Annotated in this window: 19 protein-coding genes; 6 read left to right on the top strand and 13 right to left on the bottom strand. The window is 71.1% G+C overall.

Going from position 1 to position 18,373, the window contains the following annotated elements; all coding sequences use genetic code 11:
- Positions 1 to 72 precede the first annotated feature (72 nt).
- Complete coding sequence (locus tag G9Q37_RS19870) at positions 73 to 600, top strand: isochorismatase family protein (RefSeq protein ID WP_166230039.1); 528 nt, start codon at positions 73 to 75, stop codon at positions 598 to 600.
- A 71-nt stretch (positions 601 to 671) separates the two neighbouring features.
- Here the strand turns inward: G9Q37_RS19870 and G9Q37_RS19865 are convergent, their stop codons facing one another.
- Positions 672 to 977, bottom strand: a complete 306-nt coding sequence (locus G9Q37_RS19865) for a DUF4148 domain-containing protein (protein WP_166230037.1) — start codon at positions 975 to 977, stop codon at positions 672 to 674.
- A 177-nt stretch (positions 978 to 1,154) separates the two neighbouring features.
- The gene (locus tag G9Q37_RS19860; protein WP_166230035.1) at positions 1,155 to 1,778 is read right to left on the bottom strand and encodes a Rossmann-fold NAD(P)-binding domain-containing protein; all 624 of its coding nucleotides are present in this window, start codon (positions 1,776 to 1,778) and stop codon (positions 1,155 to 1,157) included.
- A 189-nt stretch (positions 1,779 to 1,967) separates the two neighbouring features.
- On the opposite strand from G9Q37_RS19860, the gene G9Q37_RS19855 reads away from it, so the two are divergent.
- The 3 genes from G9Q37_RS19855 (at position 1,968) to dmeF (ending at position 3,664) form a co-directional block, all read left to right on the top strand.
- Positions 1,968 to 2,270, top strand: a complete 303-nt coding sequence (locus G9Q37_RS19855; RefSeq protein ID WP_166230033.1) for a DUF4148 domain-containing protein — start codon at positions 1,968 to 1,970, stop codon at positions 2,268 to 2,270.
- 114 nt (positions 2,271 to 2,384) lie between these two features.
- On the top strand, positions 2,385 to 2,657 hold the full coding sequence (locus G9Q37_RS19850) for a metal/formaldehyde-sensitive transcriptional repressor (RefSeq protein ID WP_166230031.1): 273 nt from the start codon (positions 2,385 to 2,387) through the stop codon (positions 2,655 to 2,657).
- A complete protein-coding gene (gene dmeF / locus G9Q37_RS19845; protein ID WP_166230029.1) occupies positions 2,654 to 3,664 on the top strand; it encodes a CDF family Co(II)/Ni(II) efflux transporter DmeF in 1,011 nt (336 codons plus the stop codon). Before G9Q37_RS19850 ends, dmeF begins: the two co-directional genes overlap by 4 nt.
- Before the next feature lie 15 nt (positions 3,665 to 3,679).
- Here the strand turns inward: dmeF and G9Q37_RS19840 are convergent, their stop codons facing one another.
- The gene (locus G9Q37_RS19840) at positions 3,680 to 4,681 is read right to left on the bottom strand and encodes a zinc-dependent alcohol dehydrogenase family protein (protein ID WP_166230027.1); all 1,002 of its coding nucleotides are present in this window, start codon (positions 4,679 to 4,681) and stop codon (positions 3,680 to 3,682) included.
- Between the two features lie 122 nt (positions 4,682 to 4,803).
- Here G9Q37_RS19840 and G9Q37_RS19835 point away from each other — a divergent pair, with 122 nt between their 5' ends.
- Positions 4,804 to 5,661: a LysR family transcriptional regulator gene (locus G9Q37_RS19835; RefSeq protein WP_166230025.1), complete on the top strand. Its 858-nt coding sequence runs from the start codon at positions 4,804 to 4,806 to the stop codon at positions 5,659 to 5,661.
- Between the two features lie 84 nt (positions 5,662 to 5,745).
- Here G9Q37_RS19835 and G9Q37_RS19830 read toward each other — a convergent pair whose 3' ends face one another.
- On the bottom strand, positions 5,746 to 6,048 hold the full coding sequence (locus G9Q37_RS19830) for a DUF4148 domain-containing protein (RefSeq protein ID WP_166230023.1): 303 nt from the start codon (positions 6,046 to 6,048) through the stop codon (positions 5,746 to 5,748).
- A gap of 174 nt (positions 6,049 to 6,222) precedes the next feature.
- Here G9Q37_RS19830 and G9Q37_RS19825 point away from each other — a divergent pair, with 174 nt between their 5' ends.
- On the top strand, positions 6,223 to 6,924 hold the full coding sequence (locus G9Q37_RS19825) for a glutathione S-transferase family protein (RefSeq protein WP_166230021.1): 702 nt from the start codon (positions 6,223 to 6,225) through the stop codon (positions 6,922 to 6,924).
- Here G9Q37_RS19825 and G9Q37_RS19820 read toward each other — a convergent pair.
- From G9Q37_RS19820 to G9Q37_RS19780, 9 genes are all read right to left on the bottom strand, one after another.
- Complete coding sequence (locus tag G9Q37_RS19820) at positions 6,891 to 7,781, bottom strand: isocitrate lyase/PEP mutase family protein (protein ID WP_205710791.1); 891 nt, start codon at positions 7,779 to 7,781, stop codon at positions 6,891 to 6,893. The two genes, G9Q37_RS19825 and G9Q37_RS19820, sit on opposite strands and share 34 nt — an antisense overlap.
- Positions 7,778 to 9,283, bottom strand: coding sequence for a tripartite tricarboxylate transporter permease (locus G9Q37_RS19815; RefSeq protein WP_166230019.1), 1,506 nt, complete (start codon positions 9,281 to 9,283; stop codon positions 7,778 to 7,780). Before G9Q37_RS19815 ends, G9Q37_RS19820 begins: the two co-directional genes overlap by 4 nt.
- A gap of 1 nt (position 9,284) precedes the next feature.
- On the bottom strand, positions 9,285 to 9,731 hold the full coding sequence (locus G9Q37_RS19810; RefSeq protein WP_166230017.1) for a tripartite tricarboxylate transporter TctB family protein: 447 nt from the start codon (positions 9,729 to 9,731) through the stop codon (positions 9,285 to 9,287).
- 90 nt (positions 9,732 to 9,821) lie between these two features.
- Complete coding sequence (locus G9Q37_RS19805; protein WP_166230015.1) at positions 9,822 to 10,808, bottom strand: Bug family tripartite tricarboxylate transporter substrate binding protein; 987 nt, start codon at positions 10,806 to 10,808, stop codon at positions 9,822 to 9,824.
- Positions 10,809 to 10,931: 123 nt separating this feature from the next.
- Positions 10,932 to 12,374 (bottom strand): sensor histidine kinase, encoded by a 1,443-nt coding sequence (locus G9Q37_RS19800; RefSeq protein WP_166230013.1) that lies wholly within the window; start codon positions 12,372 to 12,374, stop codon positions 10,932 to 10,934.
- Positions 12,371 to 13,039, bottom strand: a complete 669-nt coding sequence (locus G9Q37_RS19795) for a response regulator (protein ID WP_166230011.1) — start codon at positions 13,037 to 13,039, stop codon at positions 12,371 to 12,373. The genes G9Q37_RS19800 and G9Q37_RS19795 overlap by 4 nt, the downstream gene beginning before the upstream one ends.
- Before the next feature lie 32 nt (positions 13,040 to 13,071).
- Positions 13,072 to 13,767 (bottom strand): enoyl-CoA hydratase/isomerase family protein, encoded by a 696-nt coding sequence (locus tag G9Q37_RS19790; protein WP_166230010.1) that lies wholly within the window; start codon positions 13,765 to 13,767, stop codon positions 13,072 to 13,074.
- Positions 13,764 to 15,215 carry an efflux transporter outer membrane subunit gene (locus G9Q37_RS19785; protein ID WP_166230008.1) on the bottom strand — a complete coding sequence of 484 codons (1,452 nt, stop codon included), beginning with the start codon at positions 15,213 to 15,215 and terminating at the stop codon, positions 13,764 to 13,766. The genes G9Q37_RS19790 and G9Q37_RS19785 overlap by 4 nt, the downstream gene beginning before the upstream one ends.
- A 10-nt stretch (positions 15,216 to 15,225) precedes the next feature.
- Positions 15,226 to 18,369, bottom strand: a complete 3,144-nt coding sequence (locus G9Q37_RS19780) for an efflux RND transporter permease subunit (RefSeq protein WP_166230006.1) — start codon at positions 18,367 to 18,369, stop codon at positions 15,226 to 15,228.
- Positions 18,370 to 18,373: the final 4 nt, after the last annotated feature.

The raw sequence follows: 18,373 nt of genomic DNA, 5'->3' as shown, positions 1-18,373 counted from the left end.
GCAAGGGCATCGCCACGCGAAGCGCGCGGCGATGCAAGAATGCGCGCCGTCTTTGTGCTTCAGGTGAACCCCATGCCCAAACCCGCCCTCATCGTCATCGACGTCCAGAACGACTACTTCCCCAACGGCCTGTTCCCGCTGTGGAACGCCGAGGCCGCGCTCGCGGCCACGCTCAAGGCCATGGCCGCGGCGCGCGCGCAGGGCCTGCCGGTGGTGCTGGTGCAGCACGTGTCGAAAGCGCCCCCCGGCGCCGCGCCCTTCTTCAACGCCGACTCCGAGGGCGTGAAGATCCACCCGCAGGTGCTGGCCGCCGCGCCCGATGCGCCCGTGGTGGTGAAGCACCAGGCCGACTCGTTCGCACAGACCACGCTCGCCCAGGAACTGAAGGCGCGCGGCGTGGACGAGCTGCTGCTGTGCGGCATGATGACCCAGCACTGCGTGACCTACACCGCGCTCTCGAAAAGCGCAGAGGCCTACGGCAAGGTCACGGTGCTCGGCGACGCCACCACCACGCTGAGCGAGGTGGTGCACAAGCTGGCGCTGGGGGGCCTGGGCACGCGCGTGAACATGGCCACGGTGGCGCAGGCGCTGGGCGGCTGAGGCCTGGCGCATCGCATCCCCAAACAAAAAGGCCCCGAGGGGCCTTTTTGTTGGAGCGCGAAGCGCAGCGTTCAGACGCCGGTCGGCACGATCTCGCCGCGGGCCGTGCGGCCCTGCTTGAGTGCCAGCGCCGCTTCGGCGCGCACCTGCTCGCGGCTCAGGCCGCTGGCGATCGCGGTGCCCGGCTGCTCCGTGGCTTCGCCGCGGGCGATCAGGCCGTCGCGGTTGGCTTGCACGGCCTGGGCCTGCACTTCGGCGCGGCTCAGCGTGGAGGTGAAGTGGAACACTTCATTGCCCTCGATCGGGCCTTGGGCGAACGAGGCGCCGGCCGACAGGGCGAGGACAACGGAGAGGGCGAGGCTTTGAGCGGTTTTCATGATGGGGTCTTTCGAAACAGAGGTTGAGCGGGTGGCTTGACTTGGGTTCTTTCACATGCCGCTGTTTGTGTTCGGCATGGGATGGATTGTGAAAGCCGGCCCCGTTTCGAAAAACCACCGCGCCCACAACGCACTGTTTCGCGATCGGCAACAAGCGCGGGTCGTCGCGCCCCGGATTCAGTCGCCCCGGTTGCCCGTTTCGCGTTCGCGCTGGCGCGTCCGCGCGCGCTCGCGCTGCTGCCGCCGCCCGTGGATCAGGCTCTGGCTGAACTGGCGCATGGTGTCGACCAGGATGTGGATGACCCACTGGCCCAGGCGCGCGGGCGCGCTCGTGGCGCCGCCCGTGGCCTTGGCCACCGCGCGCTGGCCCGGGCCGGGCACGTGGATGCCGTAGCCCAGGCTCTTGAGCGCCACGGTTTCGGCGGCGCTCGCGGGCTGGTCGGGCGCAAAGACCACGTCGAGCCGCTGCAGGCCGCGCGCGTGCAGTGCGCTCGCCAGGTCGATCAGGTGCGCGCGCTCGAGCCGCCAGAACACGCTTTCGCGCTCGTGGCGCTGCGTGTCGAACACGATGAGCACGCGGTCGCCCGCATCGATGTGGCGCAGGCACGCGGCCCAGCCGCTGCCTTCGACCACGGCCTGCATGAGGCCGCGCGGCAGGTGGCGGAACGGGCGCGTGCCCAGCACGGTGACGGGCGGTGGCGGCACCTGGCCCAGCAGCTCGCGCAGCACCGCGCCGCCGCTGCGGCCCACGGTGCCCATGACGACGGTGCGTTGCAGGTGAGGGGGCGGGGGTTTGGCCATGGCGCGATGGTCGCATGCCGCGCGGCACTGCCGCGAATGCTTGTTGCCAAACGCGAAACAGTGCGTTGTGGGCGCGGTGGTTTTTCGAAACAGGGCCGACTTTCACAATTCATCCCATGCCGAACACAACAGCGGCATGTGAAGACCAAGTCAAGCCAAACGCTCAACCTCTGTTTCAAGGACCTCATCATGAAAACCGCCCGTTTCGTTCTGCCCCTCGCTTTTGCCCTGACCGCCGGCGCCTCGTTCGCCCAAGGCCCGATCGAAGGCAATGAAGTGTTCCACTTCACCTCCACGCTGAGCCGCGCCGAAGTGCAGGCCCAGGCCGTGCAAGCCAACCGCGACGGCCTGATCGCCCGCGGCGAAGCCACGGAGCAGCCGGGCACCGCCATTGCCAGCGGCCTGAGCCGCGAGCAGGTGCGCGCCGAAGCGGCGCTGGCACTCAAGCAGGGCCGCACGGCCCGCGGCGAGATCGTGCCGACCGGCGTCTGAACGCCGCACTACGCGCTCAAACAAGAAGGCCCTCAGGGGCCTTCTTTGCTTTTGGGCAGCCGCTCGTGAGGTGCCCGGGTAACATAGCCCCCCTGGCTATATTTTCGAGCGAGCATGTCCCACACCCTGCGAAAGAAAACCAAGCTGCTGGCGCGCGTGCGGCGCATCAAAGGCCAGCTGGAAGGCATCGAGCGCGCGCTCGATGCGGACCTGGCCTGCGGCGAGGTGCTGCGCCAGCTGGCGTCGGCGCGGGGTGCGTTGAACGGCCTGACCGCCGAGCTGATGGAAGACCACCTGCTGGAGCACGTGGTCGAAGCCGAGAGCGCCAAGGCGCGCCGGCTGGGCGGCCAGGAAATGGCCGAGGTGATCCGGGCGTACCTGAAATGAACACGGTGTCTTCAACCGCCGCGCCCTTCACCGCGCCCCACACGCACCACTTCCTCGGCGCCGACCACGCGCGCAACGAGCGGCGCGTGTGGTGGGTGATCGCACTGACGGCCAGCATGATGCTGGTCGAGATCGTGGCCGGCACCGTGTTCAGCTCCATGGCCCTGGTGGCCGATGGTTGGCACATGGCCACGCACGCGGGGGCCTTGCTCATCACCGCCCTGGCCTACCGCTACGCGCGGCGCCACGCCGACGACCCGCGCTTCTCCTTCGGCACCGGCAAGTTCGGCGACCTCGCTGGCTTCGCGAGCGCGGTGGTGCTGGCGCTGGTGGCCGTGCTGATCGCCTACGAGAGCTTCGTGCGGCTGGTGCGCCCGGTGCCCATCGGTTTCGAGCAGGCCCTTGCGGTGGCAGTCGTCGGCCTGCTCGTGAACCTGCTGTCGGCGTGGCTGCTCAAGGACGACCACGGGCATCACCACCACGGGCACGGGCACGGGCACGGGCACGCACATCACCACGATCACGACCACGGCGATCACGCCCCGGCCCACGACAACAACCTGCGCGCGGCCTACATCCACGTGCTGGCCGACGCCCTCACCTCGGTGCTCGCCATCGTGGCGCTGCTGCTGGGGCGCAGCCAGGGTTGGCTGTGGGCCGACCCGCTGATGGGCGTGGTCGGCGCCCTGGTCATCGCACGCTGGGCGTGGGGGCTCATCCGGGCCGCGGGCCGCGTGCTGCTGGACGCGCCGGTCGAAGCCGCTGACCTGCGCGACGAGATCCGCGAGGCGCTCGCCGCCACCGGCGACACCGTGCTCGACCTGCACGTCTGGCAGCTGGGGCCGGGGCACTTTGCGGCCATCGTCTCCATCGGCTCGGCGAACCCGCAAACACCCGCGACCTACAAGGCCCTGCTGGCGCCGGTGCACGAGCTCTCGCACGTCACGGTCGAGGTGGTGTCGGCTTCACCGAGCACCGCTGGCGCCGCATCGGATCCAGGCGGGTGAGCGCTTCGTCGAGCTCTACCAGGCAATGTCGACCACCACTTTGCCGTTCGTTTTGCCCGAAGCGACCAACGCATGCGCGGCCTCGATGGAACGGAAATCAAAGGTCTCTTGCCGCAGAAGCGGGCGAAGTTTGCCGGCTTCGACCAACGCCGTGATCGCGTTGAGAATTTCACGGTGGTGCGCTCGCCCACGCCCTGTGATCATGGGGATCAGCGTGAACACACCAGAGTAGGTGGCGGCGCGAAAGGACAGCGGCGCCAGGCGGTGCGTGCCCCATCCCAGGCAGCTCACCACGTGCCCCCCATGTTCGCGCACGGCCACAAAAGAGCTGTCGAGCACTGGGCCACCCACCGTGTCATAGACGATGTCAAACCCGGCGCCACCCGTATGGCGTTCCACGTACGCCTCAACAGGGTGTTCGTTGTAGTCGATCGCGACGGCCCCCAAGCCTTCGATGGTGTTCTTCTGAGCGGCCGAACCCGTTGCATACACCTTCGCGCCCTTCGCCACGGCAATCTGCACCGCCACACTGCCGACACCCCCCGCGCCTCCGTGAATCAGAACGGTTTGATCGGCCTGTATGTTCGCCCGATCGACCAGTCCTTCCCAAGCCGTTATCGCCGCGAGCGGAAGCGCCGCAGCCTCCCGCATGCTGAGCGTGTCTGGCTTGATGGCAAGCAACTCGGCATCGACTGCGACGTACTCGGCCAGGGTGCCCTGAAGACCCCCGATGCCACCCGCCAGGCCGTACACGTCGTCGCCCACCCGCAATGAAGTGACGCCTGGCCCAAGCGCTTCAACGGTGCCCGCAAGGTCCATCCCCAGGATGGCGGGGAGCGCTTGCCTGGCATGCGCCGCCACGCCGGCCCGGATCTTGGTGTCCAGCGGATTGACACCGCTGGCCTTGATCTTCACCAAGGCCTGCCCTTGCTGCGGAACAGGCTTGGCCAGCTGGATGCGTTTGAAAGGGGTGTTGGCGCTTTCGATGATCAGCGCTTGCATGGTCAGGTCGGTCATGGGAACTCCAAAGAAGGTCGGTTTGCGAAATGCACCGCGGACGGTTCCAATACTCAGGCGGTTCGCCTCCCGATGAGCCCACGCCTTTTGAAGTGTCACCATGCAAATTTGTAGAGATGGCCATGGAATGGAGTGACCTGAAGATCTTCCTGGCGATCGCGAGGGCGGGCAGTCTGGCTGGCGCAGCGAGGCTTACCGGGCAAACGCAGCCCACCATGGGAAGGCGACTGAGCGCACTCGAGGAGGCTGTGGGAAGCTCACTGTTCCAGCGCACCCCCAGGGGCTACGTGCTGACCGCCGAGGGATCGTCTGTGCTCGTGCACGCAGAGCGCATCGAAGACGAGGTTCTCGCTTTCGAGCGAAAGCTGGCCGGACAAGATGCGATGCTCGACGGACTGATCCGCGTGTCTTCGTCCGACTGGTTCGGTCTGCACATGTTGACGCCGGTTTTCACCGAGTACGGCAGAAAGTACCCCAACGTCATCGTGGAGCTGGTCACCGACAGCCGCCTCTTCAGCCTTGCTCGGCGCGAGGCCGACCTGGTGTTCCGGATCAAGCCGTTTGACGAACCCGATGTCATCCAGCGCAAGCTCATGCACATACCCTACGGGCTCTATGCGGTGGCAGACAGGAAGCCCGTGGTGGGTCCTCTGGGCGAGGGGATGGCGGTGGTGACGATGAACGAGGCGTTCGGCGAGATGCCCGACGCCGTGTGGCTGAGACGTGTCCTGCCCAAGGCCCGCCTCGCGTTTCGCAGCAACAACCGCGACGTGCAGGCCAGAATGTGCATGGCTGGCATTGGCTTCGCCATCTTGCCGCGGCCCTTGGGGGACAGCATCAGCGACCTGCAACTCGTGGCGTTGGCGGAAAGTCCTCCGGGCAGGGATGTCTGGCTGGGATACCACCGCGACGCCAAAGGATCGTCGCGATTGAAGGCTTTGCTGGACATCACGCTGGCGCGACTGTCTGCGCGCGCGTGAACGCGACGCGCATCACCCGGCGATGGAATCGCTCCAACGACAAAGGGCCCCGGAGGGCCCTTGTGTTCTGGCGGAGCGTGAAGCTCAAACGCCCATCGGCACGATCTCGCCGCGGGCCGTGCGGCCCTGCTTGAGTGCGAGCGCGGCTTCGGCGCGCACCTGCTCGCGGCTCAGGCCGCTGGCGATGGCGGTGCCGGGCTGCTCCGTGGCTTCGCCGCGGGCGATCAGGCCGTCGCGGTTGGCTTGCACGGCTTGGGCTTGCACTTCGGCGCGGCTCAGCGTGGAGGTGAAGTTGAACACTTCATTGCCTTCGATCGGGCCTTGGGCGAACGAGGCGCCAGCGGTCAGGGCAAAAGCGAGGGGCAGAACGAAACGGGCGGTTTTCATGGTGTGATCCTGGGAAACAGAGGTTGAGCGGGTGGCTTGACTTGGGTTCTTTCACATGCCGCTGTGTGTTCGGCATGGGATGGATTGTGAAAGTCGGCCCCGTTTCGAAAAACCACCGCGCCCACAACGCACTGTTTCAGGATCGGCAACAAGCCACCCCCATCCGAGGCCGCCATGAACCCCCTCACGCTGCATTACCACCCGCTCTCCTCGTGCTGCCACAAGGTGCTGATTGCGCTCGACGAACTGGGCATCGACGCCGCGCTGCGGTTGCTCGACCTGGGCGACGCCGCGCAACGCGCCGCACACCGGGCGCTGTGGCCCACGGGCAAGATGCCGCTGCTGGTGGACCGGGGCCGGCCCGTACCCGAGACCAGCATCATCATCGAGCACCTGCAGCGCCACCACGCGCGCCCGGGCCGCACGCTCATCCCGGCCGACGCCGATGCAGCGCTCGAGGTGCGCCTGTGGGACCGCCTGTTCGACCTCTACGTGATGACACCCATGCAGGCCCTCACGGGCGATCTGCTGCGGCCCGAGACCGAACGCGATCCCCTGGGCGTGGCACAGGCGCGCGAGCGCCTGGCCTCGACCTACGCCCTTCTGGACGAGCGGCTCGCGGGCCGCACCTGGGTCTGCGGCGATGCCTTCAGCATGGCCGATTGCGCTGCGGCGCCGGCGCTGTTCTACGCCGTGACCCACCTGCCCTTTGCGCCGCAACAGGCCTCGTTGTCGGCCTACTTCGAGCGCCTGGTGGCCCGCCCCTCGGTCGCGCGCGCGATCGAGCAGGCCAGGCCCTGGTTCGCGCACTACCCGGGGCGCGCGGGCCTGGCGCGGCGCTTCTACGACCCGGCGGCCGGCGCAGCCGCCGCGTAACGCGCCTCCAGCGCGTCCCACGCGGGCTTGTCCACCAGCCGCTGGCGCGCTTCGAACGGCAGCAGCAGCGACGGGTCTTCGTGCAGCACCCCGTGCTCGCGCAGCGCGCCGAGCGCGCGCTGCATGCCCAGGCAGGCGCCCTGCAGCGCCGCGTTCGCATAGAGCACGAAGCTGTAGCCCCAGGCGGCGAGCTGTGGCGCGGGCACGGGCGGCGTGCGGCCGCCCACCACCAGGTTCATGAGCAGCGGCTGCGGCAGCAGCGCGGGCAGGCGCTGCATCTGGTCGAGGCCGGTGAGCGCTTCCACGAAGAGCACGTCGGCGCCGGCCTCGGCGAAGCGCTGCGCGCGCTCCACCGCGGCCTCGAAGCCCAGCGTGGCGGCGGCGTCGGTGCGGGCCACGATCAGCAGGCCGCTGTCGTGGCGCGCGTCCACCGCGGCACGGATGCGCGACACCGCTTCTTCGGTGTCCACCACGGCCTTGCCTTCGAAGTGGCCGCAGCGCTTGGGCGCCACCTGGTCTTCGATCTGCACCGCGTCGGCGCCCGCGCGTTCGAGCACGCGCACCGTGTGGCGCACGTTGAGCGCATTGCCAAAGCCGGTGTCGGCGTCCACGATCAAGGGCAGGTCCACCGCGTCGCGGATGCGCGCGGTGTGTTCGGCCACCTCGGCCAGGCCGATGAAGCCCAGATCGGGCAGGCCCAGCGCCATGTTGCTCAGGCCCGCGCCCGTGAGGTAGAGCGCGGGAAAGCCCTGTTCCTCCACGATGCGCGCCGACAGCGCGTTGAACGCGCCCGGCACCAGCGCGCCCTGGCGCTGCGCGGCCAGCGCCTTCAGGGCCTGGCGGCGCGCCACGCTCATGCGACCGCCGCAGCGCGGCGCGATGCGCGCCATCGAACCGCCATCGGCACCACCAACACGCTCACCGCGCACACCCACAGGCCCACGGTGATCGGGCTGCCCACGAGGATGTGCGGGTCGCCGTTGCTGATGGACAGCGCGCGGCGCAGGTTCTGTTCCATCAGCGGGCCGAGCACGAAGCCCAGGATCAGCGGGGCCATGGGCACGCCCTGCTTGCGCAGCAGGTAGGCCATCACGCCCAGCGCCACCATGAGCAGCAGGTCGAAGGTGGTGGCGTGCACCGCGTACACGCCCACGCTGGACACCGCGAGGATGCCCGGCACCAGCACCCAGTTGGGCACGTTGAGGATGCGCGTGAAGATGCCCACCATGGGGATGTTGAGCACCAGCAGGATGATGTTGGCGAGGAACATCGAGGCGATCAGGCCCCACACCAGATCGGGCTGCTGGGTGAACAGCGCGGGGCCGGGCGTGATGTTGTAGAGCGCGAGCGCGCCCATCATCACGGCCGTGGTGCCCGAGCCCGGCACGCCCAGCGTGAGCATGGGCACGAACGAACCGGTGGCGGCCGAGTTGTTCGCGGCCTCGGGCACGGCCACGCCGCGGATGTCGCCGGTGCCGAAGGTGTTGTCCTTGTCGATCAGGCGCTTTTCCATGGCGTAGGTCATGGCGCTGGCCACGGTGGCGCCCGCGCCGGGCAGCACGCCCACGCCAAAGCCCACCACGCTGGCGCGCAGCGTGCTCCACCAGGTGTGGGCCATCTCGCGCAGGTTGAACATCATGCGGCCGGTCTGCGTCACCAGGCCGGCGTTGCTGTGGTGCTCCTGCAGCATCAGCAGCACCTCGCTGATCGAGAACACACCGATCACCACCACCACGAACTGGATACCGTCGGACAGGTGCACGTCGCCGCCGGTGAAGCGGTACACGCCCGAGTTCGCGTCCAGCCCCACGCAAGACATGGACAGGCCGATCAGCGCGGCGAGCGCGGCCTTCACGGGCGCCTGGCCCATGAGGCCCGCGATGCAGGTGAAGGCGAAGCACATGAGCACGAAGTACTCGGCCGGACCGAACGACAGCGCCCACTGCGCGAGCAGCGGCGCGAACAGCACGATGCCCAGGGTGGCCACCAGCGAGCCCACGAACGAGCTCCAGGCCGAGATCGACAGCGCCACGCCCGCCAGGCCCTTGCGCGCCATGGGGTAGCCGTCGAGCGCGGTCATGATCGCGCCGGCGTCGCCCGGCACGTTGAGCAGGATGGACGAGATGCGCCCGCCGTATTCGCAGCCGATGTAGACCGCCGCGAGCAGGATCAGCGAGGCCTCGGGCGGCAGCTTCATGGCGAAGGCCAGCGGCATGAGGATGGCCACGCCGTTGATGGGCCCGAGGCCGGGCAGCAGGCCCACCACGGTGCCGATGAACGAGCCGATGGCGGCGATCAGCAGGTTGATGGGGCTGAAGGCAACGCCGAAGCCGTCGATGAGGTGACGCAGCGTGTCCATCTCAGTAGCCCCCGAGCACGAAGGACAGCACGCCCGCGGGCATGGTCACGTCGAGCAGTTTGTCGAACAGGAAGTGAAAGCCCAGGCCCAGGGCGGCGCCGCCCGCGAGCGAGCGCAGCCAGTGGCCGCCGAAGGCCAGGCCCACGGGCACGGCCATGAGCGTGGTGGCGAGCGCGAAGCCCAGGGTTTCGAACAGCAGCGCGTAGGCCAGCACCGCGCCCATGCACAGGCCGGTGGCCTTCCAGGGCACGCCGCGAAAGGCCTCGGCGCCCGCGGCGGGCTTGAACACCAGCCACAGCCCGCCCAGCGCCAGCCCCGCCGCCAGCAGCAGCGGGAAGGCGCTGGGGCCCAGCGGCTCGTAAGAATACGGCGCCTCGTAGCCGCGCGCGGCCCACGCCATCGCCGCGGCCGTGCCCACGCAGGCCGCGCCCAATACACGGTCAGACATGTCAGGCCTCCCGCCGGGCCGCCCCAAGGGAGGCCTGCGCCCCCTCGGGGGGCAGCAAATACACGAAGTGATGCGCGTGGGGGCTCATGGTCAGTTCGCCGGTTTGGTGGACAGGCCGAACTCTTCGGCCAGCTTGCGGTACTCGGCCACCTGCTTCTTCACGTAGGCATCGAGCGGCGCACCCGTGAGGGCCAGCGGGAACAGGCCGCGCTCGTCGCGCAGCTTGTCGTAGGCGGGCGTGGCCATCACCTTGGTGAAGGCCTCGGCCCAGGCCTGGTAGTCGGCGTCGCTCACCTTGGGGCCCACGTAGAAGCCGCGCACGATGGGCCATTCGACCGCAAAGCCTTCTTCGGTGGCGGTGGGCACGCTGGCCAGATCGCCGGTGAGGCGCTTGCTGTGCATCACCGCGAGGATGCGGATCTTCGCGCCGGCCTTGCGCTGCTGCAGCGCCTCGGCGGCATCGCCGGTGAACACGTGGATGTGGCCGCCCTGCAGCGCGGTGAGCGCCTCGCCGCCGCCCTCGAAGGCCACGTAGCGCATGGTCTTGGGGTTCACGCCGCCCGCGCGCGCGGTGAGCGCGGCCTTCATCCAGTCCTGGCTGCCCACGGTGCCGCCCGCGCCCAGCACCACCTTGGTCGGGTCGGCCTTGATCGCGGCCATCACGTCCTTGAGCGACTTGAAGGGCGAGTTCTCGGCCACCACCACGGCGCCGTAGTCGGTGCCGATGGCGGCCACCCAGCGCACGTCGTTCTCGGTGTAGCGGCCGAACTTGCCTTGCGCGAGGTTGAGCAGCGAGCCGCCCGAGAAGGCCACGATGGTGCCGGCCGCGTCGGGGCGCTGGGCCACGATGGTGTTGTAGGCCACCGCGCCGATGCCGCCGGGCATGTAGGTCACGCGCATGGGGTCGCCGATGAGCTTGGCGTCCTGCAGCGCGGTCTGCGCGAGCTTGCAGGTGAGGTCGAAGCCGCCGCCGGGCTTGGCCGGGGCGATGCACTCGGTCTTGGCGAGCGGGTTGGCGAGCGCGCTGGCGGCGCCGGCCGCGAGCAGCACGGCCACGAGGGTGTTGAAGGTTCGCACGGTTCGTCTCCTGGTTGTGGCGGGGGCGCGCAGCGCGCCGGGGGCATCGGCAGATGCTGGGGCCGCACTCTAGGAAGCCGGCACTTTCAGACCGCTTTCAAGGCGCGCGGGGTTTTCCCAGGGTTAACCCGAAGCCGTGGGGGCCGCGGCGGGCAGGGCCGGCAGCACCAGGGTCGCGCACAGGCCGCGCCCGCCCTCGCCCGGGGCCAGGCGCAGCTCGCCGCCGTGGCGCTGCGCCACGGTGCGCACGAAGGCCAGACCCAGGCCCGAGCCCGGCACCGCGTGCGCGCGCTGGCCGCGGAAGAAGCGCTCGCCCAGGCGCGCGAGCTCCTCGGGCGGCAGGCCGGGCCCGTCGTCGACCACGGCGATGTGCACCCAGGCCGGCGCGCCCGCGCGCGGCTGCTCGCGCAGGTGCACCGTCACGCGCGTGCCCGCGCCGGTGTGGCGGATGGCGTTCTGCAGCAGGTTGCCCAGGGCCTCGCGCAGCAGGTCGGCATCGGCCAGCACGGGCATGGCGCGCTCGGGCGCGTCCAGGCCCAGGTCCACGCCCTGCTCGCGCGCGGCGCTCCAGGCCTCGCGCGTGGTGGCCTCGGCCAGGCGCAGCACGTCCACCGGCTGCAGCGCGAGCGGCGCTTCGTCGGCGCGCGCCAGGGCGAGCAGCTGGTTGGTCTGCTGGATGGTGCGGTCGAGCTGCTGGCGGATGGTGCCCAGCGCCTCGCGCTGGCGCACCGGGTCGGGCTCGCGCTGCGCGTAGGCCACCTGCGTGGACAGCGTGGCCAGCGGCGTGCGCAACTGGTGCGAGGCGTCGTCCACGAAGCGGCGGCGCGCCTCGGCCTGCTCGCGGCTGCGGCCGATGTGGTGGTTCACCGCGTGCACCAGCGGCAGCACCTCGGCGGGCACGCCCTCGGGGTCCATGGGCGTGAGATCGCCCGGCGCGCGCGCCTCGACCTCCTGCCGGAAACGGTTGAGCGGGCTCATGGCCCAGGCGATGCTGGCCACCAGCAGGCCGCTGGCGAGCAGCATGAGCAGCAGGTCGCGCGCGAGCGTGCGCAGCAGCAGCGCGCGCCGGAAGTCGTGCCGCGCCTCCAGCGTCTCGGCCACCTGCACGATCACGCGCTGCGGCGCCTGCGCGCCGGCCACGGGCGTGCGCAGCTCGCGCGCATAGCTGCCCACGCGCACGGCCTGGCCGAAGTACTCGCCTTCGTGGAACTGCGGCCTGTCGGTCTCCAGCGGCTGCGGCGGCAGCGGCAGGTCGGGGCTGCCGATCTCCACCAGGCCGTCTTCGGTGGCCACGCGGTAGAACACCTGGCCCTGCGCGGTGAGCTCGAAGAATTCGAGCATGCGGTAGGGCAGCTCCACGCCCAGGCCGCCGCTGGCGGTGGAGATGCTCGAATCGATCGACTTCACCGCGCCCAGCAGCGAGCGGTCGTAGGCGGCGTCGGCGGCGTCGCTGGCGGTGCGCCACGACAGCCACAGCTCGGCGCTGGCCACCACCAGCATGCCCGGCACCAGCAGCATCAGCAGCAGGCGGCGGATGCTCACCAGCGGCCAGCGCGGGCGTTTCATGCCACGGCCTCGAGCAGGTAGCCCAGGCCGCGCAGTGTGGTCACGCGCACCGGCGTGCCTTCGAGCCGCTTGCGGATGCGGTGGATCAGCACCTCGATCGCCTCGGGGTGCACGTCCTGCTCGTCGGAGAACACGCGCTCGAGCAGCTCGCGCTTGGACAGCGGCTCGCCGGGGTGCTGGATGAGCGCGCGCAGCACCGCGTGCTCGCGCGGCGTGAGGTTGAGCGGCTCGTGCTGCAGCCGGAATTGCTTGGACGCGCTGTCGTACACCAGCGGCCCGCAGGCGAAGCGCGGGTGCTCCTGGCCGCGCGAGCGGCGGATCAGCGCGGTGAGCCGGGCCTCGAGCTCGGCCACGTCGAAGGGCTTGGCGAGGAAGTCGTCGGCGCCCGCGTGCAGGCAGTCCACGCGCTCGTTGAGCGTGTCGCGCGCGGTGAGGATCAGCACCGGCAGCCGGTGGTCGGCCTCGCGCAGGTCGGCCAGCACGTCGTGCCCGTCGAGCCCGGGCAGCCCGAGGTCGAGGATCAGCGCGTCGTAGCGCGTGGCCTTGAGGCTGCGGCGCACGAGCCGGCCGTCGTTGACCCAGTCGACCTGGAAGTCGTTCTGGGCCAGGGCCTTCACGAGCCAGGTCGCGAGGTCGGTTTCGTCTTCGGCGAGCAGGATGCGCATGGGAGGATCGGTGGGCGCGGGGACGGGGCGCTTCAGCCCTGCAGCGCACGCTGCGCCGCGTTCTCGGCCTCGATGGCCTGCCCGAAGGATGCCAGACCGATCTGGTTGAGCACCCGCTTGAAGCGGCCCGCGACCGCCGGGTCGAGCTGTGCCAGGCGCTCGCTGGTGCGCTGCGCCTCGGCCGCCAGGGCCTCGTCCGGCACCACCTGCCACACCAGGCCCCAGGCCTGCGCCTGCGCAGCGCTGAAGGGCTCGCCGAGCAGCATCAGGCCCTTGGCGCGCGCCACGCCCGCGTAGGCCGGCAGCGTGGCGCTGAGGCCGCCGGTGACGAACACGCCCAGCGAGGCCTCGGGCAGCTTGAAACGCGTGCCCTCGGCCGCCACCACGATGTCGGCGTTGAGCATCCACTCGAGCCCGGCGCCCACGGTCCAGCCGTGCACCGCGGCCACCACGGGCTTGGGCAGCGCCACGAGCGCCTGCGACACGGCCTGCACCAGCACCAGGTCGTCCTCGGTGGGCGGTGCGCTCACGTCGCGCCCGGCGCAGAACGCGCGGCCCGCGCCGCGCAGCAGCAGCACCCGCACCGCGGGATCGGCCTCGGCCACGGCGATGGCCGCGAGCAGCGCGCGCGCGAGCCCGTTGTCGATGGCGTTGAGCTTGTCGGGGCGGTGGAGGGTGAGGGTCATCACGCCGCCCTGGGTGTCGATCAGCAGCCGGTCGTCGTTCATGGTCGTGTCCATCCCCCGCCCAGCGCGCCGACGAGCGCCATGCTTGCCGCCAACCGCTGGGCCTGCACGTCGAGCGCCGCGCGGCGCGCCGCGAGCGCGGTGTTCTGGGCGGTGGCCACTTCGAGAAAGCCGATCTCGCCGGCTTCGTAGCGGTCGATCACCACGCGCTCGTTCTGGTTCGCGAGTTCCACCAGGCGCTGCTGCTGGCGGTCCTGCGCGGTGAGGCTGGCCAGCTGCGCCAGCGCGTCTTCGGTTTCGCGCACCGCCGCGAGCACGCCCGCGCGCCAGGCCGCGGCCTGTTCGTCGTAGGCCGCGGTGCTGAAGGCCTCGTTGGCGCGGCGGGCGCCGCCGTCGAACAGCGTGGCCGCGAGCTGCGGGCCCAGCGACCACACGCGCGCGGGCGCGTCGACCAGCCGCGCGAGGCTGCCGGCCTGCAGGCTGCCGCTGGCCGAGAGCGTGAGATCGGGCAGCCAGGCGCGCTGCGCGAGGCCCACGCGCGCGTGGGCCGCGGCCAGCAGGCGGTCGGCCGCGGCGAGGTCGGGCCGGCGGCGCAGCAGCTCGGCGGGCACGGCGGCGGGCGCGGGCGGCACCGCGGGCAAGGCCGACCCAGCGGCGTCGCGCACGGCCACGGGGAAATCGGCCGGCGTGCTGCCCGCGAGCAGCGCGAGCGCGTTGGCTTCGAGCGCGCGCTGGCGCTGCAGCGTGAACACCTGCGTGCGCAGCGACTGCAGTTGCGTCTCGGCCTGGATCACGTCGGCGCGCGCGACCAGGCCGGCCTCGTACTGCAGCTGGGTGATCTGCAGCGAGCGCGCGAAGGCCTGGTCGGCCTGCGCGAACAGCGCGGCCTGCGCGTCGAGCGCGCGCAGGCGCACATAGCCCTGCGCGGCCGCGAGCTGCAGCGCGAGCCGCGCGGCATCGACCAGCGCGGCCTGCGCGTCGGCGCTCGCGCTGGCGGCCTGGCGCTGCAGCGCCACGCGGCCCCAGAGGTCGGGCGTCCACGAGAGGTCGAGCCCGGCGCTGTAGAGGCTGCGCGTGCCGCCCGCGCTGTTGAGGCCCGAGGCCGCGCCGCCGCTGCTGCCGCTGCGCGTGGCCGCCGCCCCCGCGCCGAGCTGCGGCCAGGCCAGCGCGCGCGCCGCGTCCACCTGCGCGAGCGCCTGGCGGTAGCGCGCCTCGGCCTGCGCAAGCTCGGGGTTGGCCTCGGCCACGCGGCGCAGCAGGCGGTCGAGCTCGGGGTCGCCATACGCCAGCCACCACGCGGGGTCGATGGGGGCCTCCGCGGCCGCACTGGCCTCAGCGGCCGCGGCGGCCGCGGGCGCGGCATGCTGGAAGGCCGCGGGCAGCGCGGCATCGGGCGCGCGGTGCGCGCCGGGAGCGCTCGCGCAGGCCGCAAGTGCCAGGAGCAGGGCCAGGAGCAGGGCCAGCGGCAACGCGCGTCGCAGCGGGGGCATGGGAGACAGGTCAGGCATGGCGGGCAACGGCGGTGTCCGACGGCGCGCGCCACACGCGCTGGCGCAGGCGTTCGAGCATCAGGTAGACCACGGGCGTGGTGTAGAGCGTGAGCAGCTGGCTCACCGCGAGGCCGCCGATGATGGCGATGCCCAGCGGGCGGCGCAATTCGGAGCCTTCGCCCAGACCCAGCACCAGCGGCACCGCGCCGAGCAGCGCCGCCAGATTGGTCATGAGGATGGGGCGCAGGCGGCGCAGCGCGGCGTCGTGGATGGCCTCGCGCGGCGCGAGCGCGCGCTCGCGCTGCGCGGCGAGCGCGAAGTCGATCATCAGGATGGCGTTCTTCATCACCACGCCCAGCAGCAGGAACAGGCCGAGCAGCGCGATCAGGCTGAACTCGGTGTCGGACACGCGCAGCGCCAGCAGCGCGCCCACGCCGGCCGAGGGCAGCGTGGACAGGATGGTGAGCGGGTGCAGCAGGCTTTCGTAGAGCATGCCCAGCACCAGGTACACGGTGACCAGCACCGCCAGGATCAGCCAGGGCTGGCGCTTGAGCGTGGCCTGCAGGCTGTTGGGGTCGCTCGCGCGCTCGCCGGTGGAAATGCTGGTGGGCATGACCAGGCCATTGACGGCACGCTCGATCGCCTGCTGCGCCTGCTGCAGGCTCACGCCGGGCGCGAGGCCGTAGCTGATGCCGGCGGACGCGAACTGCGCGTCGTGCTGCACGCGGTCGCGCGTGAGGCCGTAGCGCCAGGTGGCGATGGCGCTCAGCGGCACGCGCTGGCCCGCGGCGTTGAGGATGTCCACCGTCTCGAGCGCGCTCGGCTCGCTGTGGCCGCGCGGGTCGGCCTCCATCACCACGCGGTACTGGTTGAGCGGGTCGTAGAGCGTGGCCACCTGGCGCTGCGAGAAGGCGTTGTTGAGCGCGGTGGTCACGGTGTTCATGTCCACGCCGAGGCGGCGCGCGGCCTCGCGGTCGACCTGCAGCGTCACCTGCTGCGCGTCTTCACCGGCGCCGAAGTCCACGTCGGCGAGCTCAGGCAGCGCGCGCAGGGCCTCGCCCACGGGGCGGGTCCAGCGGCGCAGGTCCTGCAGCGAGTCGGAGCGCATCACGAACAGGTACTCGTTGTCGCCGCCGCCGCTGGCCAGGCGGATGTCCTGGTCGACCGAGACGAACAGCACCCCGCCCGCGATCCTGGGCGCGCTCGCGCGCAGCCGGGCCACCACGGCCGACGCGCTCTCGCGCCGCTCGGCCAGCGGCTTCAGGCGGATGCGGAACCACGAGTTGCTGGTGCCGGTGCGCCCACCGCTCACGCCGGTCACGTCGGCCACCGCGGGGTCGGCCACGAGCAGGCGGCGGTAGGCCTCGACCTTGGGCTGCATGCCCTGGAAGGAGAAGCCGTCGTCGCCGCGCACGAAGCCGCTGAGCTGTCCGGTGTCCTGCTGCGGCAGCATGCCCTTGGGAATGGCCACGTAGAGCCACACATTGAGCGCCACCGTGGCGCCGAGCAGCAGCAGCGTGAGCCAGGGGTGGCGCAGCGCGAAGCCCAGGCTGCGCGCGTAGCCCGATTGCACGTCGGCCAGCAGCGTGGCGAAGAAGCGCGCCAGCGGCCCAGGCGGGCGCGGCGCGCCGCCCGCGGGCAGGCCGTGCGCGCACAGCGCGGGCGTGAGCGTGACCGACACCGCCAGCGAGATCAGCATGGCCGCCACCAGCGTGATGGCGAACTCGCGGAACAGGCGCTCGACCACGCCGCCCATGAACAGCGTGGAGATGAACACCACGATCAGCGCGAGGTTCATGGCCAGCAGCGTGAAGCCGACCTCCCCCGCGCCGGCGAGCGCGGCGCGCCACACCGTGCGCCGGCCGATCTCGCGCCGGCCCGTGGCGGCCAGCGCGGCGCGCGCGCGTTCGAGGTGGCGCTGGATGTTCTCGAGCACCACGATGGCGTCGTCCACCACCAGGCCCGCGGCCACGATCAGCGCCATCACCGACAGGTTGTTGAGCGAGAAGCCCTGCCACCACATGACCGCGAGCGCGCCCACCAGCGACACCGGCAGCGCGAGCGCGGGGATCAGCGCGGTGCGCAGGTTGGCCAGGAAGGCCCAGACCACGGCCATCACCAGCACGCACGAGAGCATGAGGGCGAAGCGCGCTTCGCGCAGCGTGGCGCGGATGCCGGGCGAGCGGTCCATCACCACGCGCAGCTCGGTGTCGGCCGGCAGCAGCGCGCGCAGCTGCGGCAGCTGCTCGTGGATGGCGTCGATGGTCTGCACGATGTTGGCGCCGGGCCGCCGGCTCACCAGCAGCACCACCGCGGGCCGGTCGTTGTGGTAGCCCGCGGTGTAGCGGTTCTCCACCGAGTCGCTGACCTCGGCCACGTCGGCCAGGCGCACCAGCGCGCCGCCCTCGTTGCGCACCACGAGCTGCGAAAAATCGGCCGCGCTGCGCAGCGGCGCGGGCAGCGCGATCTGCCAGCGCCGATCGTTCGCCTCCACCTGGCCGAAGGGCCGCCAGGCGTTGGCGTCGGCGATAGCGCGACGCACGTCGTCGAGCGCCATGCCGCGGTGCGCGAGCGCCTCGGGCTTGACCTGCACGCGCACCGCGGGCAGCGAGGAGCCGTCCACCGTGACCTCGCCCACGCCCACGATCTGCGCGATCTTCTGCGCCAGCACGGTGGACGCGTTGTCGTACAGCGCCGACGAGGGCAGCCGCGGCGAGGAGAGCGCGAGCGCCATGATGGGCGCCTGCGAGGGGTTGACCTTGACGAAAGTCGGGTTGCCCGGCATGCCCGAGGGCAGCTGGCCGCGCGAGGCGTTGATGGCGGCCTGCACTTCGCGCGCGGCGTCGTCGATGTCGCGCGCGAGGTCAAACTGCAGCGTGATGTTGGTGCTGCCCTGGTTGCTGTTGGAGCGGATGCTGGTGACGCCCGCGATGGCGCCGAGCGCGCGCTCCAGCGGCGCGGCCACGGTGGCGGCCATGCTCTCGGGGCTGGCGCCGGGCAGGCTGGCGCGCACCTGGATCACGGGGAAGTCCACGCGCGGCAGCGGCGACACCGGCAGCAGCCGCAGCGCCAGCAGGCCCGCGAGCACGATGGCGATGGCCAGCATGACGCTGCCCACGGGGCGGCGGATGAAGAAGCGGGCCAGGGCGTGCATGGCG

This window comes from Hydrogenophaga crocea, assembly GCF_011388215.1.
Taxonomy (GTDB): domain Bacteria; phylum Pseudomonadota; class Gammaproteobacteria; order Burkholderiales; family Burkholderiaceae_C; genus Hydrogenophaga; species Hydrogenophaga crocea.
This window is presented reverse-complemented; position numbering and strand designations above follow the sequence as displayed.

Excerpts from the sequence above, each read along its gene's own strand:
- G9Q37_RS19850 (WP_166230031.1), top strand. The coding sequence starts at position 2,385 with ATGTCCCACACCCTGCGAAAGAAAACCAAGCTGCTGGCGCGCGTGCGG.
- G9Q37_RS19840 (WP_166230027.1), bottom strand. The coding sequence starts at position 4,681 with ATGACCGACCTGACCATGCAAGCGCTGATCATCGAAAGCGCCAACACC.
- G9Q37_RS19785 (WP_166230008.1), bottom strand. The coding sequence starts at position 15,215 with ATGCCCCCGCTGCGACGCGCGTTGCCGCTGGCCCTGCTCCTGGCCCTG.
- G9Q37_RS19820 (WP_205710791.1), bottom strand. The coding sequence starts at position 7,781 with ATGAGCGTGGCGCGCCGCCAGGCCCTGAAGGCGCTGGCCGCGCAGCGC.
- G9Q37_RS19810 (WP_166230017.1), bottom strand. The coding sequence starts at position 9,731 with ATGTCTGACCGTGTATTGGGCGCGGCCTGCGTGGGCACGGCCGCGGCG.
- G9Q37_RS19815 (WP_166230019.1), bottom strand. The coding sequence starts at position 9,283 with ATGGACACGCTGCGTCACCTCATCGACGGCTTCGGCGTTGCCTTCAGC.
- G9Q37_RS19860 (WP_166230035.1), bottom strand. The coding sequence starts at position 1,778 with ATGGCCAAACCCCCGCCCCCTCACCTGCAACGCACCGTCGTCATGGGC.
- G9Q37_RS19790 (WP_166230010.1), bottom strand. The coding sequence starts at position 13,767 with ATGAACGACGACCGGCTGCTGATCGACACCCAGGGCGGCGTGATGACC.
- G9Q37_RS19855 (WP_166230033.1), top strand. The coding sequence starts at position 1,968 with ATGAAAACCGCCCGTTTCGTTCTGCCCCTCGCTTTTGCCCTGACCGCC.
- G9Q37_RS19825 (WP_166230021.1), top strand. The coding sequence starts at position 6,223 with ATGAACCCCCTCACGCTGCATTACCACCCGCTCTCCTCGTGCTGCCAC.
- G9Q37_RS19780 (WP_166230006.1), bottom strand. The coding sequence starts at position 18,369 with ATGCACGCCCTGGCCCGCTTCTTCATCCGCCGCCCCGTGGGCAGCGTC.
- G9Q37_RS19800 (WP_166230013.1), bottom strand. The coding sequence starts at position 12,374 with ATGAAACGCCCGCGCTGGCCGCTGGTGAGCATCCGCCGCCTGCTGCTG.
- G9Q37_RS19865 (WP_166230037.1), bottom strand. The coding sequence starts at position 977 with ATGAAAACCGCTCAAAGCCTCGCCCTCTCCGTTGTCCTCGCCCTGTCG.
- dmeF (WP_166230029.1), top strand. The coding sequence starts at position 2,654 with ATGAACACGGTGTCTTCAACCGCCGCGCCCTTCACCGCGCCCCACACG.
- G9Q37_RS19835 (WP_166230025.1), top strand. The coding sequence starts at position 4,804 with ATGGAATGGAGTGACCTGAAGATCTTCCTGGCGATCGCGAGGGCGGGC.
- G9Q37_RS19870 (WP_166230039.1), top strand. The coding sequence starts at position 73 with ATGCCCAAACCCGCCCTCATCGTCATCGACGTCCAGAACGACTACTTC.
- G9Q37_RS19795 (WP_166230011.1), bottom strand. The coding sequence starts at position 13,039 with ATGCGCATCCTGCTCGCCGAAGACGAAACCGACCTCGCGACCTGGCTC.
- G9Q37_RS19830 (WP_166230023.1), bottom strand. The coding sequence starts at position 6,048 with ATGAAAACCGCCCGTTTCGTTCTGCCCCTCGCTTTTGCCCTGACCGCT.